Origin of the sequence: Blastopirellula sediminis (genome assembly GCF_020966755.1) — a bacterium.
In the GTDB taxonomy this organism is placed as follows: Bacteria; Planctomycetota; Planctomycetia; order Pirellulales; family Pirellulaceae; genus Blastopirellula; species Blastopirellula sediminis.
On record NZ_JAJKFT010000001.1, the window covers coordinates 91,716 to 106,285 of the forward strand.

At 59.1% G+C, this 14,570-nt stretch carries 16 protein-coding genes; 12 read left to right on the top strand and 4 right to left on the bottom strand.

Annotated features, from left to right (window positions below; genetic code table 11):
- Nucleotides 1-134 precede the first annotated feature (134 nt).
- The 12 genes from recO to fliM all read left to right on the top strand — a co-directional run bounded on the left by recO (nucleotide 135) and on the right by fliM (nucleotide 9,658).
- The gene (gene recO, locus LOC68_RS00400; RefSeq protein WP_230214258.1) at nucleotides 135-887 is read left to right on the top strand and encodes a DNA repair protein RecO; all 753 of its coding nucleotides are present in this window, start codon (nucleotides 135-137) and stop codon (nucleotides 885-887) included.
- Nucleotides 884-2,188, top strand: coding sequence for a tetratricopeptide repeat protein (locus LOC68_RS00405; RefSeq protein WP_230214260.1), 1,305 nt, complete (start codon nucleotides 884-886; stop codon nucleotides 2,186-2,188). Before recO ends, LOC68_RS00405 begins: the two co-directional genes overlap by 4 nt.
- Nucleotides 2,185-2,718 carry an LPS assembly lipoprotein LptE gene (gene lptE / locus LOC68_RS00410; RefSeq protein ID WP_230214261.1) on the top strand — a complete coding sequence of 178 codons (534 nt, stop codon included), beginning with the start codon at nucleotides 2,185-2,187 and terminating at the stop codon, nucleotides 2,716-2,718. The genes LOC68_RS00405 and lptE overlap by 4 nt, the downstream gene beginning before the upstream one ends.
- A gap of 32 nt (nucleotides 2,719-2,750) precedes the next feature.
- A complete protein-coding gene (gene folP, locus LOC68_RS00415; RefSeq protein ID WP_230214262.1) occupies nucleotides 2,751-3,653 on the top strand; it encodes a dihydropteroate synthase in 903 nt (300 codons plus the stop codon).
- A gap of 32 nt (nucleotides 3,654-3,685) precedes the next feature.
- Entirely contained in the window at nucleotides 3,686-4,237 is a 552-nt protein-coding gene (locus LOC68_RS00420; protein WP_230214263.1) for a hypothetical protein, read from the top strand.
- Nucleotides 4,234-4,818: a hypothetical protein gene (locus LOC68_RS00425; RefSeq protein WP_230214264.1), complete on the top strand. Its 585-nt coding sequence runs from the start codon at nucleotides 4,234-4,236 to the stop codon at nucleotides 4,816-4,818. Before LOC68_RS00420 ends, LOC68_RS00425 begins: the two co-directional genes overlap by 4 nt.
- Entirely contained in the window at nucleotides 4,815-5,399 is a 585-nt protein-coding gene (locus LOC68_RS00430) for a hypothetical protein (RefSeq protein ID WP_230214265.1), read from the top strand. Before LOC68_RS00425 ends, LOC68_RS00430 begins: the two co-directional genes overlap by 4 nt.
- Nucleotides 5,396-5,944 (top strand): hypothetical protein, encoded by a 549-nt coding sequence (locus tag LOC68_RS00435; protein WP_230214267.1) that lies wholly within the window; start codon nucleotides 5,396-5,398, stop codon nucleotides 5,942-5,944. Before LOC68_RS00430 ends, LOC68_RS00435 begins: the two co-directional genes overlap by 4 nt.
- Nucleotides 5,937-6,488, top strand: coding sequence for a hypothetical protein (locus tag LOC68_RS00440; protein ID WP_230214269.1), 552 nt, complete (start codon nucleotides 5,937-5,939; stop codon nucleotides 6,486-6,488). Before LOC68_RS00435 ends, LOC68_RS00440 begins: the two co-directional genes overlap by 8 nt.
- A complete protein-coding gene (locus LOC68_RS00445; RefSeq protein ID WP_230214270.1) occupies nucleotides 6,481-7,047 on the top strand; it encodes a hypothetical protein in 567 nt (188 codons plus the stop codon). Before LOC68_RS00440 ends, LOC68_RS00445 begins: the two co-directional genes overlap by 8 nt.
- 157 nt (nucleotides 7,048-7,204) lie before the next feature.
- Complete coding sequence (locus LOC68_RS00450; RefSeq protein ID WP_230214272.1) at nucleotides 7,205-8,479, top strand: glutamate-5-semialdehyde dehydrogenase; 1,275 nt, start codon at nucleotides 7,205-7,207, stop codon at nucleotides 8,477-8,479.
- Nucleotides 8,480-8,521: 42 nt separating this feature from the next.
- Nucleotides 8,522-9,658 (top strand): flagellar motor switch protein FliM, encoded by a 1,137-nt coding sequence (gene fliM / locus LOC68_RS00455; protein WP_230214285.1) that lies wholly within the window; start codon nucleotides 8,522-8,524, stop codon nucleotides 9,656-9,658.
- A 153-nt stretch (nucleotides 9,659-9,811) separates the two neighbouring features.
- Here the strand turns inward: fliM and LOC68_RS00460 are convergent, their stop codons facing one another.
- Genes LOC68_RS00460 through LOC68_RS00475 form a run of 4 tightly spaced genes read right to left on the bottom strand, consistent with a single transcriptional unit; the run spans nucleotide 9,812 to nucleotide 14,311 of the window.
- On the bottom strand, nucleotides 9,812-11,191 hold the full coding sequence (locus LOC68_RS00460) for a GAP1-N2 domain-containing protein (protein ID WP_230214287.1): 1,380 nt from the start codon (nucleotides 11,189-11,191) through the stop codon (nucleotides 9,812-9,814).
- Nucleotides 11,192-11,244: 53 nt separating this feature from the next.
- A complete protein-coding gene (locus LOC68_RS00465) occupies nucleotides 11,245-12,147 on the bottom strand; it encodes a TRAFAC clade GTPase domain-containing protein (protein WP_230214289.1) in 903 nt (300 codons plus the stop codon).
- Between the two features lie 4 nt (nucleotides 12,148-12,151).
- Entirely contained in the window at nucleotides 12,152-13,351 is a 1,200-nt protein-coding gene (locus LOC68_RS00470; RefSeq protein ID WP_230214292.1) for a formylglycine-generating enzyme family protein, read from the bottom strand.
- Between the two features lie 51 nt (nucleotides 13,352-13,402).
- The gene (locus LOC68_RS00475; protein ID WP_230214294.1) at nucleotides 13,403-14,311 is read right to left on the bottom strand and encodes a hypothetical protein; all 909 of its coding nucleotides are present in this window, start codon (nucleotides 14,309-14,311) and stop codon (nucleotides 13,403-13,405) included.
- Nucleotides 14,312-14,570 lie beyond the last annotated feature (259 nt).

The window sequence follows — 14,570 nt, forward strand, 5'->3', positions numbered from 1 at the left end:
CGTCGGGTATCCTGGTATCTTCTGCGTAGGGTCCGCTGTGCGGACCGGGGAACGGGCAAGCGGCGCTGATGGTCCGCACAGCGGACCCTACGGCCGGTCGATTCATCTAAAAGCTGCCAGCTAGCACCGCATCTATGTCGAGCGAAAAAACAACCGGGATCGTCATTCGCATCGTCGAATTCAGCGAGAGCAGCTGCATAACCACGCTCTTTACCGAGGATTTCGGCAAAATCACTGGGATCGCGAAGGGGTGTCGCCGCCCGAAAAGCGCGTTCGAGTCTGCTATTGACCTCCTATCCCTCTGTCGCATAGTGTTCCTCCACAAAACGAGCGACTCCCTCGACATCCTGACCGAAGCGAAGTTACTCCGAAAATTTCGCTCGGCTCAGCGTAGCTTGCCCCATTTGTATGCGGGGTACTACATCGCGGAGTTGCTCACGCAGTTTACGCACGAGTCCGATCCGTACACGGAGCTATTCCACATCACGGATCAGACTTTGGCCGAACTTGATAGCGGCGGCAACGTACCGAAGCTGGTGCTTCATTTCGAGTTGTCGCTATTGAGGTTGTTGGGGCAACTGCCGGAATTGTCGTTTTGCGTCGATACCGGAAGACCTGCTCCCAAAACGGGTCGCGTGCCGCTGGGGCTGTTGGCGGGAGGCATTTTGTCTCCGGAAGCCAGAGCCGGACATCGGCAGGTGATCGACGTCAGTGCGGAAACGTTAGAGATCTTCCGTCGGTTCGCCGAACCGGGAGACGTATGGCGAGAGACGGAAATCCCGCCTAAGCGCAGCGGCGAATGCCGGGGCGTTATTAATCGATACATCACGCATCAAGCGGGCCATCGGCTTAAGATGCACGACATGCTGGGAATGTTGAGCGAATGAAACGAATGCCGGGACAAGGATGCCCCCGTCGATCGTTATGGGCAGGAAGCCTTTGCGTCGCCGCTTGCGCGACGGCGTTGTTGGGCTGCGCTACATGGCGACCAGGCGGCGCGACGAAAGTCGCCGAGACCCCCGAAGCGACCAGTGGCGTTCGCCAGGTTTCGTTTGAAGAAAACGAGCCCCCAGGCGCCGAAGTCGATCCGGTCACTGTCGAGAAAAAGTCGTGGTGGGAAACGATTGGGGTCGAGCGTTCCGTTCGCGAATCGATCGGCAAAGTGGAGCAAGACAAAGCCCGCGCCAAGCGTCTCTACGCTGAAGCGGAAGCTCTCTACGATCAAGGGATGAAAGCCCCGGTCGACAAGCGGGACGCGTCGCTGCACAAAGCGGCGAAGTCCTTCGCCCTGGCCGGCAAGTACTACACGGAGTCGGACCTCGAAGAAAACTCGCTGATGTACGCAGCCGAGTGTTATTACTTCCTCGACGAATATCCCGACGCCGTCGAAATGTACGGCAAGCTGATCAAAAAGTACCCGAACACCAAGTACTTGGACCAGGTTGGCAATCGCCGGTTCAAATTGGCCCGCTATTGGGTCGAACGCTATAACGAAAACCCCGACGCGGCCCTCACGCCGAACTTTACCGACGAACAGCGTCCGCTGTTCGACCGCTTCGGCAACGCGATCAAGTTGTACGACATGATCCGTTTGGACGATCCGACCGGCAAGCTGGCGGACGACGCCACCCTGGCCGCTGCGAACGCCAACTTCAAGCTAGGCAAATACGAAGCGGCCGATCGCTTCTACACCGACCTGCGGCAGAACTTCCCCTCCAGCGAGCATCAATTCATCGCCCACTATCTCGGCATGTTCTGCAAGCTGAAGATGTACCAGGGACCTTCCTACGACGGTCAGTCGCTGGACGAAGCGGGCAAACTGGCCGACCGGATGGAGCGACAATTCCCCGATCGCGTCGTCGAGCATCGCGAAGCGATCGATGCGGCGAAAAAGGAAATTCGGGCCAAGCAAGCGGAACGCCTCTGGCACTTGGCGACCTTCTTTGAGGGACGTCAACAGTATGGCGGCGCTCGCTTCTACTACTACCAGGTGATTCAGGAATTCCCGAACTCGAACATGGCCGACGCCGCACGCGACCGGATGAAGGAGATCGCCGATCGTCCTGACCATCCGGTGCAGCATGCGAAGTGGCTCGTCGATCTGGTCGACTACGACGAGGATAAGGACATGCCGAAGATCGCTCCGGAAGATACGACGCCGAAAACCGCAAACGTTCAGGCCCCATGATCGATCGTCGCTGGATCTTGTTGCCGCTGTTGGTCTCACTGTTGAGTGCGGGCTGCGCCTGTTATCAGATTGGCGCTCGCACCCTCTACCGGCCTGACATTCAGACGGTCTACGTGCCGATGTTTCCCTCCGAGTCGTTTCGCCGGGGAATGGGGGAACGTTTGACCGAAGCGGTGGTCCGGGAGATCGAAGCGACCACGCCGTACAAAGTGGTTTCCAAGGAAATGGCCGACAGTACGCTGAGCGGCGAATTGGTTACCGATCAAAAAGCGGTCATCGCCGAAAACGGCCTCGATGAAGCCCGCGTGATTCAGGAAACGTTGACCGTCGTTTATCGCTGGACCGACGCCCGCGGCAACGCGATTCGCGATCCGCTCTCTCTGTCGTTATCGCCTGCCCTGTCGGCCGCGACGATCAACAATTCCAGCAAGTACGTCCCCGAAGCGGGGCAAACGATGGCGATCGCCCAGGAAGAGGCGATCCGCGACCTGGCGGTCCAAATCGTCCGAAACATGCAAGCGCCCTGGTGATTGGCGCCGTAGCCGCTTGGTAAAATGCGGCTATGACAAACGACGACCTCTCCGCCCGATTTCCTGGCCGCGCTCTCTCTTGGAAGCTGCGTACGCGCACGCTTACCTTCGATCGCACGCCCAAACTGATGGCGATCGTCAATGTGACGCCCGACAGCTTTTCTGACGGCGGCTCTTATTTCGATCCCTTACAAGCGATTGAACATGCCCTTCGCTGTGCGGAAGAAGGCGCTGCGATCCTCGACATCGGCGGCGAGAGCACGCGTCCCTACTCACAGCCGGTGGATACGTCGGAAGAACTCCGCCGCGTCATCCCGGTGATCGCTCGATTGAGTGAAGTGACTGACGTACCGATTTCGATCGATACTTCGAAAGCGGTCGTCGCCCGCGAAGCGATCGCCGCCGGAGCGCAGATCATCAATGACGTGACCGGCCTCACCGGCGACCCCTATATGATTGAGGCTGCCCTCGAGTCGGGCGTCGGCGTCTGTGCGATGCATATGCAAGGGACGCCGCAGACGATGCAAGACGACCCGCACTACGACGACGTCGTCGAGGACATTTTCGCTTACCTCGCCGAGCGTCGCGATGCGCTGATTGCTGTGGGTATTGAAACGGAGCGAATCTGTCTCGACCCCGGCGTCGGCTTTGGCAAAACCCATCAACACAATTTAGAGCTGATGGCCGCGTGCGGGCGTTATCATGAACTGGAACGACCGCTGCTAGTCGGACATTCGCGCAAAGGCTTCATCGGCAAGTTCCTGGAGAACGCGGAGGCGCCGAGAACCTTCGGAACCGTCGGCGGCACGCTCGCCCTGGCGCGACAAGGCGTGCAGATCATCCGCGTCCATGACGTGCGAGAAAACTTCGAAGCGTTGCGGCTGTTCGTCGCGTGCGGCGGAGCGGATGGAACTGCAGGGGTGATTCCGTCGTAGGATGTTTCTATTCCTCAAGTAGAATTGGCGGCATGGAAACGCAGCAAGAGAACCCATTCGCCAGCCCAGTCGCTGATGCGCATGTCGCCAACACGCCGCGTGTCGATATGGTTGACTGGTATGCGCTGCCGGTGCGGCGCTGCATGTTAATTGGAGGCGTCGTCGGCGGGCTCGTGTTTCTGGCTATTGGGAGCCCACACAATTTTGTCAGATATGGCACTGGAAGCACGGAAGATTTGTGGGAGCGAATCGGTAGTTTCTTAATCGGAGCCGCTGCCGGGATGATGGTGGGCGGCATTGCCGGAAACATCGTCGGCGTCGTCGTCATTCTCGTCCGCCACGCGCGTTGGCGGACTGTCGCCCACGCGTTGGCGTGCGGAATTTTTTGCCCCGGGATGTTCGTTGGGACCTTTCTGGTTCTGTCGAGGCCGGTACCGCAGATGACTCTCCTGACTTTCGTCGGTTTCTCATGTCTCATGTTATTGGTTGGCGTTGGCGCCGGCATTTACACGTTTCGCGGGCTGCTTCGGTTATCGACCGAGGGGAGCCCGCTTCGGCGTCCCCGTAGGGAGCCGAAGTTTTGACCGAATCGGCCGACAACCCGTACGCCAGCCCTACCGTGGTCGATACGCATGTCGATCATCCGCTTGCGCCGCGACCGGAACTCAGCTTTTCGTCGGCGATGCGCAGGATCGCGCTATGGGGGGCGACAACCGGCGGGCTGGTCACCGGCGTCGCGCTCACGCTAAGCGTCATCGTGAGAGTGATTCAGATTGGAGTTCCCTGGCATTTACTTGACGAACCAGGGGACTATTTCGAGACCGTCGTAACGACGGCGAGTATCGTCCTGCTGGGCGCCATCGTCGGAACCGTATCGGCAGCGGTGATCGGGCCGGTCGCTTACGTGACGCGCCGCTGGCGGTTGGGGAAGGGGATCGCCCTGATCAGTTGCCTGGTCGTTCCTTCGCTCTTGCTGCTGTCGCCGGTTTTCTATTTTGCGTGGACCGGGAATATCGTGCTGACCAATGCGCTTGTCGGCATCTTCGTCTTGTTAATAACCGGGCTGGTAAGCGGGGCCAGAATTTTCTGGGGATTGTGCCGCGAACTTTACGGCCGTCCTTGGTCGCCGGAGTACATCGACTCGATGGAGGCGGAAAACGTTTGAATCACAGCGAAGACAATCCGTATGCGAGTCCAAAGGCGGTCGAGACGCAGGACGATTTGGCGCCGCCGCAGGCGTCCAAGGTCTCGATGCGATCTTGGCTATGGCAAGCGACGCGGCGAGGCGCCATCAGCGGCGCGATCCTCTGGGTACTGCTCTCCGTTAGTTTCACCTTCGCCGCGATTTTGCTTCAGGGGAATTTCTGGGACGTTTTTTCCGATCGCCGGTTTGTGGTCGAACTGATCGCTATGACCCTTGGGATGTCGACCCTGATCGGTTCGGTGATTGGGGGAGCTTTGGGGCTAGTTGTCGGACTATTGTCGTACCTCGTTCGGAATCTGCGTTCACGAAGACGAATCACCTTACTCGCATCGCTTTTGCTACCCCCGGCAGTGCTCATGGCTCCATTTGCACTTTCGCCAGCGGAGGCGAGTCCGCCGATTCCCATGGAGATCGCCGCAGGTGTTGTGTTTTTCGTGGCTCTAGGGCTCGGGGCTCGAATCTTTTGGCTGATTGACGACAAGCTGTTTGCGAGCGGGCGCGAACTGGCCGAGACGGACGCGACCAAGGGAGATTCGGCATGACGTCTCGCAACGACAATCCGTTCGCTAGTCCACAGGTTGTCGAAATGACGATCGAACGCGGCAAGTTCGTTTCGGCCGTGGATTGGATTCGAGTCGCCACGTTCGGCGGGTTTAAGTGCGGGGGCCTGTTAGGCGTAGCGCTCGCGGCGATAACTGTCGTCTCTGTTTATCCTGATAATGGTCCCAGGATTTTCCTTTCGCTGTTCGTCACGGCGATTGTTTGGGGAATGATTGCTGCGATCGCTGGGGGAATCAGCGGCTTTTTGGTCGGCTGGATCGCCGCGGCGGTTCGCAACTCTTCCGCAATGAATGTCGTTCACGCTATCAGTTGCTTTGGGATCGCGCCGCTGGTCTTCGCTGGGCCGCTTTTGTTCTACGCGAGTGAGAGCGGAATGCTGATGGTCACGCCCTTGAAAACGGCGATTGGGATCTTGGTCACCTGTGGAGTAATATTGGGCTTCTACCTGTTTTGGCGTTTACGCTCGTTTGGCGAAGAGGCGTACCAGCGATCTGTTGATACCTGCACGATGGATGATCGTGATTGAATCCAATGACAATCCGTTCGCCAGTCCGCAGGCGACTTCGACGATGGCCGACAGGTCGAATGTACCGGCGTTTGAGTGGTATTCGTTTCCAACGCAATCCGGCCTGTTCTACGGCGGCATCCTTGGAGCGGCGGCATTGGGCATCCTCGGCGTTATGGTGGTAATTCTCGAAAACGCCGATCCGCTCCCGCTGTTCGTCCTGCCGGTCTTTGTAGCGATCGGAGCGATCTGCGGCGCGATGCTGGGAGGAATTAGCGGCGCCGCGATTGGATTGGTCGCCGTGTTCGCGCGAAAGTCACTCTGGAAAACGGAAGTTCATTTTTTCAGCAGCATGATTGTCTCCCCGTTCGTCTTCGCCGGACCCTGGTTACTCCTCGGTTACCAATCCGGCATGCTCAGCACAGAAAGGTATCAAATCTTCGTTGGAGTTATGTCTGTCTGCGGCCTCTTGCATGGCGTGTGTCTCTTCTTGGCGTTGCGATCCATTTCCAAGGCTAAGGCTGAGCAGTTGCGTTCATCTTCTTGGGAGCATGAACGTGACTGACCCCAACGACAACCCATTTGCCAGCCCACCGCTGGAGCACGAGGATCCGGCCGACGCTCCGCTGATGGATGGCGACAAGCTTGGCCGTTGGCTGCTGCTCCCCCTCGCTTCCGGCACTTTCAACGGCGCTGGGATCGTCAGCATCTGCGGCATGTCGGCGTCCGTAGCCATGCAAGCTTGGGCGGGCGCCTTGATGGACGTGCTGGCCAACCCTGAGGCAAGAACGATTCTCGGCATGCAAATGTTGGTCCTGGCGATCTACGGGGGCATTTTCGGCGGCGTCAGCGGCATCCTGCTTGGCGGCATCGCTTTCAGCCTGCGGCGAAACCTCGCCGTTCGGTCTCTTATTTTTCTGCTGGGATATTTGCTGTCGATCCTTTTCTTGGTGGGGCCAGCCCTCGCAGCATTCTTCGTTGTGGGGGAAGCGACCGGCCCTTTTCTTCTCGTCGTCAGCGTGTTCCTCTTCGCATGTAGTCTCCTGTTCGCGTGGCGAATGAACCGCAACATTCGCAAATATCTGCTGTCTCAAGCCGATGGTGAATCGGCAGGATCTACGTAGCGGTTTCTAAGTCACGTTCTGGAAAGAGGTTGCGTCTCATGGGCGAACCTCCGCATCCTGGGCGTTTCCATTGACTTAAACGCCGAATCCCTCGATACTACCGAGTTGGGCGCCTGTGCGCTCGTCGCTCGCTAACCCATTACCAATTCAAGGTTTCATGTCGATTCTCGAGAACCAAGATCTGGCCCAGTACTGTCTGGAAACCGCGCTCCAAGCGAAAGAGGCGTCGGCCGCTTTGGCTTTGGTCTCTGGCGCACAAAAGAACGGCTGGCTGCGAGAATCGGCCAAGCGGCTCCGCGCCGCCGAAAAGGCGATCATCGCCGCCAACGCACTCGACCTGGCCGCGGCTCCTCAGTTTGGCCTGACCGCCGCCGAGATCGATCGCTTGAAGCTCGACAGCAAACGGATCGAGGGAATCGCCAGTGGGCTTGAGCAGATCGCGATGCTCGAAGATCCGATCGGCCGCGTGATCGATTCGTCGGTTCGCCCGAACGGTCTCGACATCCAAAAGATCCGCGTTCCTCTCGGGGTCGTCTTTTTCATCTACGAGTCGCGCCCCAACGTCACCGCCGACGCTGCGGCCATTTGCGTGAAGAGCGGCAATGCGGTGATTTTACGCGGCGGCAAAGAAGCGGCTCACTCGTCGCGGGCGATCGTCGAAGTGATGCAAGATTGCGCTCTCGACTACGATATTCCGCCGTCCGCCGTCCAGTTGGTCAACACGGCCGATCGCGCCGCCGTCGGGCACTTCCTCAAACTGAATCAATACATCGACGTCGCGATTCCTCGCGGCGGGGAAGGGCTGATCCGCCGCGTCGCCGACGAAGCGACGATGCCGGTGATCAAGCACTTCAACGGCAACTGCCATGTCTACGTCGATCGCGACGCCGATCTCGACATGGCGATGTCGATCACCGTCAACAGCAAGTGCCATCGCTACGGCGTCTGCAACGCCGCCGAATCGCTGGTCGTTCACCAGGACGTGGCCGATCAGTTTTTACCGGCGATTGGCGCGGCTTTAATTGAACGGGGAGTAGAGATCCGCGGCGATTCGACGACGCAGTCGCTGATTCTCAAGGCGAAAGCGGCGACCGACGAAGATTTCGCCGCGGAGTATCTCGGCCCGATCATCAGCGTGAAAGTGGTCGAGTCGCTCGACGCGGCGATTCGCCACATCAACCTTTACAGCTCGAAACATACCGAGTCGATCGTCACACGCAACCTGGCGGCGGCTCGCGAATTCGCCTCGCGAATCGACAGCTCGGCGGTGATGATCAACGCGAGCACGCGATTCAACGACGGCGGAGAGTTCGGCCTGGGCGCCGAGATCGGGATCAGCACCGACAAGTTCCATGCTCGCGGACCGTGCGGGCTGGAGGCGCTCACCAGTTACAAATACGTGGTTTACGGCGACGGCCAGATACGCTCGTAACGGCGACGCCGTAGCGAGCCGATTGGATTCAGGGAGGAATTCATGGGCAACGACAATGTACTGAGCCAAGCGGAGGTCGAAAGTCTGCTAAGCGCCATGGAGGCGAGTGGGCCGAAGAAGACCGAAACCGCTGCGCCTGCCGCTCAAGCGAGTGTGCAAAGTCTCGCCGCTTCGGCCGTTCCGACCGAAGATATCACGCGGCCGTCGCGCCCCCGCGAAAAGATCACCCCGTATGACTTCAAGCGTCCCGAGCGGGTCGGCAAAGAACAGATGCGGGCCCTGCAGTCGATGCATGAAGGGTTCGGGCGTAACTTTGGCGCGGCTCTTTCCGGTCTGTTGCGCAACATTGTCGAAGTGAAGCTGACAAGCGTCGACCAGCTGACCTACAGCGAATTCATTTTCAGTCTCGAGAATCCCAGCTGTTTCAACCTGCTGACCGCGAGTCCGCTGGAAGGAAATTTGATTCTCGACATCAATCCGTCGATTCTCTACCCGATCATCGACCGTTTGCTGGGCGGCGGCAAAGAGAGCAGCCCCGTTTCACGTCGCCCGCTGACCGAGATCGAGCTGACCCTCGTTTCGCGGATCACCAGTCTATTCCTGCGGGAGCTGCGAATCGCGTGGGAAAACGTCCTCGAATTGCAGCTGCACGTCGTTCGGGTCGAAAGCAATCCGCAACTCGTCCAGATCGTCCCGCCGAACGAAGTGGTCGTTTTGATCAGCTTCGAGCTGACGATCGGCGACGTTCGGGGCATGATGAACTTGTGCATCCCGTTCAACTCGATCGAGCGAATCGGCGGCAAGTTGACCGCGAACACCTGGTTCGCCTACGGCAGTTCGGAAATCAACGACGAGTCGCGTCAGGCGCTCAGTACGCAGATTGACGGCGCGTCGGTCGAGTTAGGCGTGACCTTGGCCGAAACGACGATCACCACCGAAGATCTGCTCGAACTGCGAGTCGGCGACGTGATCACGACCAACAAAGATTCGCGCGAGCCGCTGCAAGTAAGCGTCAACGGCGTCACGAAGTTTCTGGCCTATCCGGGCGCGTACAAGGGACGCAAAGCGATCCAGGTCGACGCAATCCTACCGCCGAAAAACCAAAAGCCGCCGCAGCCCAAAATGCCGACCAGCCCGCCCCAGCCGCCGCAACCAGCGAAACCGCCGGGGAAGAAGTAGTTGAAATCGTAGCCCGAGGCGCAAGCCGAGGGAATGTGCTTGGCAAGCGAAAAGGGCTAAACGTCGGTTTACGGCCCGAATTGAATCGGGGCCAATTCCCCGATTCCAAACTCCTCTCCCTTGGCTTGCGCCTCGGGCAAGTAGTCTGGCGCGCTACGGCGCCGACGAAAAGATCAACGACAGCACATCGAGCAAGCTCGCTGCCGTTTGCGGGTTGCGATTGACGCGGCGGTCGTTCAGCTTCTTCCAAGCGATCACCGCGTACGCGAGGTATCGCTCCTGCACGTCGCTACGGAGCGACGGGGGAAGTTGGCTGGCGATCTCCGGCCAGACGTTTTGCAGTTGGGCCAGAGACTCGATGCTGCCGGTCAGTGCCCCTGCGACCAGTTCGTCGAGTTGCGCTAGTCGCTGCTGTTCTTGCAGCGAGATCCCCTCGATCTGGGACGAAGGCAAGGGACCGGCGATTTGCACGAGTCGTGCTGAACTGGTCGCTCGCGAATGGGCGGGATGGGGCGCGTGACTTCGGACGATCTTCCGCACTCCATCGGTCGTCGGGGGATTGGCGGTAGCGGCCATCGCCGGTTCATCGACCTCTTCTCGCTCCATTTCGGCGGCGATTTGCGTTTCGTCTTCTTCCATCGAAAGAAGCTGCAAACGCAACTTTTGGCCGAGCGGATCAAGCTGCGATATGTCGAGATCGGGATCGGCCTGGCTGAGCAATTTGACCGCCGACGCAGGCAAGTTGGTCCGCAGGGCCACCAGGATCCAAGTCGCCCACGCGTTGCGCAAACGATCGCCGTTCATCGGCGGATTGGCAAGGTCGAGCAACGCGAGTCCTTCGCCGCGAACGGCGCGGCGTTGCTCTTCATGGTTTCCTTCCAATCCCAGGAAACGGAATGGACGCCGCGGCGAATAGCGGAGCCCAGTGGAGAAGGAGAAAAGGGGCCGCAAGTTGACCGGCGTCAGGTTGAAGAACTGGGCGAAGAGACTTTCGTCGCCGCCGTAGCCCGTTAGCGCCAGCCGCGGCTTGTCAAGCGCTTCCTGAAACCAAGCGGTCATCAGGTACGGGATCCGCGACGTCTGCGACTGTTTGAAGAGCGCCAGATCGACCGGCTTGCCGGCAGGGACCAACTTGATCTCTTTCAGTTCCGACGGCAGCGAACTTCGCCAACTGAGATTGGCGTCGACTGTCGCCGCGGCAAGCAGGTGAAACGGATTGTTCGCGAACTGAGCGAACTGCGGCGCATCAATCAACAGGCAATGGGTGTAGACCTGGCGACCGCCGCGGCCGCTGTACTCGGTTTGTCCGTTGATAGTCCGCGAGACGCAATAACGCGTTGCGCTGACCGGATGAAAGTTGACGCTGTAAGCGGCCAAGTCGTCGCGAAGCATCGCGTCGTGGGCCGGGCACCAGGCGGCGAGTTCGCGGGAGTCTTCGGGGGTGACTCCATTGCTGGCGGCCACCAACTGGTAGCCGTCCAGACGCGACGTTTGCGCCGAGGTGAAAATCGCTTGTTGAATTGTAACGGCCATAAAAGGGCAAGACCTAGCAGGAAAATCAGAGGAGCGGAATCAAGGAACAGGTCTTAAACTTTGCGGATCAGCCACTCGAATGGCTCGACGATCCCACGCGGCTCGATCCGCAGCGGCACGTTGATCTTGCTGCCATGATCGAGACGCTGCGAACAGGCGCCGGTCACGCTCGAAGCGAAAAAGCCGACCGTCGAAAAGCGTTCGCCGATTTGCTGCCAGAGATTCGGAGTCCGATCCCGCGCATACCGATCGGGATTGGCGAAGCAGGGGTCGCACTGATCCGCTTTGGAGAAGACGATCGCCATCGGGCGCGTGCACTTGCCTCGTTTCTTCTTTTGCGACTGTTCGCTGAGGTAGGTGATCAACTTCATCATGAAGTAGTTCTGTTCCTGCGAACCATCTTCAATGCGTTCGGTGTCGACCAACAGCAAAACGCCGGCGCACTTTTTCAGGAAAGAATTAATTGCCGGGTACGAGTGAGGATGGTCGACTTCTTCCAGGATCGCTTCCCCCGCCATGTCAGGCATGATCAGTTCGATCGGGCGTTTGTGGCTAGGCAGCTTTGCCTGACAGTGAACCCAATTCCAACGATCCGGTTCGTTCGGCGTCTTGTCAGGGAACGCCGACGCGGCGAGCGCCGCCATCGTTCGCTGCTGAAGGGTAATCGAAAACGCGCCGCGGGCGAGAACTTGCACGCGATTGTTTCGGCGAGTCAGCATGTCGAGCAACATGCCGAGGTAGACCGTTTTACCGGCCGCCGCGGTGCCGAGCACGGCGATCATGCCGGGCTCAATCCCCTGGGTATTCGCTTGATGCGACAAGGCCATCGGCGCCGAGCAGTGCCGACAGAGTTCGACGTCGTAGTTGTTGTCGCCGCCGCAGATGTAACACGAAATCGGAACTGCGTATTGCGCTAAGCGATACGATTCCATCGCTACGAGAGCTTTGCGTACCATTGGATTAATTCTCCCCACCAGCCGCAGCGGCGGCTTCTAGTTCTACTTCGTTTTCTGCCGGATCGAACGACTCGTCGTCCGACAAGATGTCGCAAAAGCTGACCGCACAGCGGAACCCGATGTTGTGCTTGCGAGCGATCGCCTTATCGCCGCTTTGATAGTCGCACGAAGCTTGATGATCGAAATAGGTGTCGAAGGCGCCGCCGCGAAGGCTGCGCATCGCACTATCCATCACCAGTTGATTGCTGGGCGCTCGCCAGGCGCCGAAGCGACTGGAGGTCCACTCCCAGACGTTGCCGATCAGTTGATGACAACCGCCGACGCTTGCCCCTGGTCCGTACTGTTCGACGGGAACGACATGCTCCGGACCGCTGCCCCACAGGTTTGCCCGACCTTGATCCATCGATTCGCCCCAAGGAAATCGACGTTGAATTGGTTCGGCGCCAGGCAACGGTACCGGCCAGGCTCCGGCCTTGATCCATTCCGGATCCGACGGGAGTCGCTTGCCGACCCAGCGAGCGTAAGCGGCCGCTTCGTACCAGCAGACGCCGACCACCGGATGGCGATCTTCCCCTTCGATAAACTTTCCGTTTCGCCAGTAACGCGGACCTGGCAGCCCCGACTGATCGACGAAGTCGAGCACGGCCGGCCAGATTTCCGGATCCCACAGCGGCATTTGTTCGTAGCCGCCGGCGTTGACGAACTCCTGGAATTCCTCGTTGGTCACTTGATAGCGATCAAGATAAACCGCTTCGACTCGGACCAGGTTGCCGCTGTAACTCTGCGTCTGTTCTTCGTCCCCTTTGGCCCGACCGACCAGCACGTCCCCTTCCGGGACGATCGTCATTAGGTCGTCGAACGCCTGACGGGCCTGATCGAGCAATTTGGCGGGAAGATTCGCGGCGATTTGCGGACGGAGCAGCAACGCGTATCGCCCTTGTTCCAACATCAAGCGAGCCAGAGCGTCCGTATCGGTAGGCTCTGGCTCGGTACGAGTTTTCGGTCTTTGGGGGCGCGCTACGCTTACCGACGCAGCTTCCGCCTGGCGGCGACTGCGAAGGACGCGGCGCAAGATCGCGGCTACCGCGGCGACGGCGACGACTCCAAGAACGACTTGCCAGAATCCCGCCAGCCAGGCGATACCGAGCGCGCCGAGGGCGACGCCGATCGTCAACGTCATCCAGTGTTGTTTGAAGAAGAGCATGGGATTCGTTCCTGCAACTAAATTGATTGCGCCCCTGAGCGAATAGTTCGCTTACCGATTTTGCCCGCCCGTTCGACGTCGATTGATGTCTCGTTGAAGTTTGGCGAATTGCGCCATCACCGAGTCGACGACGTTATCGGCGCCCATTGGACGCGACTGAGTCGATTCGCGGACCACGGTGTTGGTGCCGACCGACGTGGACGAAAGCGATTCGTCCACTGCGACCGGACGCGTCGCGATAGCGCCTGACTGGCGTTCGAGCATCGTGCGCATCGATTTCAATTCGGTCGACCACTCCGCGCGCTCCGCGGCGATTTCGCGTTGCTGCCGATCGACGGTCGCGGTTAGCTCGGCGGCGCGGCTACGGACGCGAGCAAGTTCGTCTTCAAGTTCGACGAACTCATCGTCGCCATGCGCTTCGCCGTAGCTTTCGCCCCGGTCAAAGTGTTGCTGCGCGTCGAGCAGTTCAATTTTGACGGCGGCCAGTTGTTGTTTCAGATGCGAGATCTCGCCGCGGCTCTCTTCCAGGTCGCGTTGCGCTTGAAGCGACTGACGCAGCTGTTGTTCAAGTTCGGCGTTTCGTCGCTGCATCTCGGCGAGAAGCGTCTGGCTTGACTCGGCGACGCCGCTTTGCGACTTCCACTGTTCGACTTCGGCGCGTGCTACGGCGAGTTCGGTTTCGGCGGCGGCCAAACGCTGTTCGCGTTCTTGAATGGTTTGCTGCAGTTGGGCGAGTTCCGCCGAAGATTGTGCGGCGGATTCCGCGTCAACCGCTTGTAGTGCGGCGGTTTGCGAGGCTTCTTGCGAGCGACGTTCGAACTCGGTCGAGAGACGACCCAGTTCCGCAACGAGTTCTTCTACGAATTGCTCGAGGCCCTGATTGTGAGCCTTGAGCATCTCGAGCGCCTCTTCCAGGGCCGGGTAACCTACCTGGAGCAACTGTTCTGGATTGGCAGTCACGGCGATTCTTCTTCCCACCCAGGCGTGTTCGTTTCGTTTGCTCGCATTCGATGCGAGCCTGCGTATGAAAAGCAGTGGAAGCGGCGAAGCGCATCCATATCTGATAAGGAAAAGGGGGCGAGCGGCCGGGTGCGACCTTCGCCAACTGAAAAGTAGGTCGAAATCTCCCGGCAGGCAAAGAATCAAGATCTTGAATGTTTACTTTTTCCAGGCGACGGGACCCAATCGGCATATTCAAAACATTCCCCGCGATCGTTAA

What these genes read in the sequence shown, in the direction of transcription:
- LOC68_RS00465 (WP_230214289.1), bottom strand. Translation starts at nt 12,147, where the DNA reads ATGGTACGCAAAGCTCTCGTAGCGATGGAATCGTATCGCTTAGCGCAA.
- fliM (WP_230214285.1), top strand. Translation starts at nt 8,522, where the DNA reads ATGGGCAACGACAATGTACTGAGCCAAGCGGAGGTCGAAAGTCTGCTA.
- recO (WP_230214258.1), top strand. Translation starts at nt 135, where the DNA reads ATGTCGAGCGAAAAAACAACCGGGATCGTCATTCGCATCGTCGAATTC.
- LOC68_RS00420 (WP_230214263.1), top strand. Translation starts at nt 3,686, where the DNA reads ATGGAAACGCAGCAAGAGAACCCATTCGCCAGCCCAGTCGCTGATGCG.
- folP (WP_230214262.1), top strand. Translation starts at nt 2,751, where the DNA reads ATGACAAACGACGACCTCTCCGCCCGATTTCCTGGCCGCGCTCTCTCT.
- LOC68_RS00435 (WP_230214267.1), top strand. Translation starts at nt 5,396, where the DNA reads ATGACGTCTCGCAACGACAATCCGTTCGCTAGTCCACAGGTTGTCGAA.
- LOC68_RS00405 (WP_230214260.1), top strand. Translation starts at nt 884, where the DNA reads ATGAAACGAATGCCGGGACAAGGATGCCCCCGTCGATCGTTATGGGCA.
- lptE (WP_230214261.1), top strand. Translation starts at nt 2,185, where the DNA reads ATGATCGATCGTCGCTGGATCTTGTTGCCGCTGTTGGTCTCACTGTTG.
- LOC68_RS00460 (WP_230214287.1), bottom strand. Translation starts at nt 11,191, where the DNA reads ATGGCCGTTACAATTCAACAAGCGATTTTCACCTCGGCGCAAACGTCG.
- LOC68_RS00470 (WP_230214292.1), bottom strand. Translation starts at nt 13,351, where the DNA reads ATGCTCTTCTTCAAACAACACTGGATGACGTTGACGATCGGCGTCGCC.
- LOC68_RS00450 (WP_230214272.1), top strand. Translation starts at nt 7,205, where the DNA reads ATGTCGATTCTCGAGAACCAAGATCTGGCCCAGTACTGTCTGGAAACC.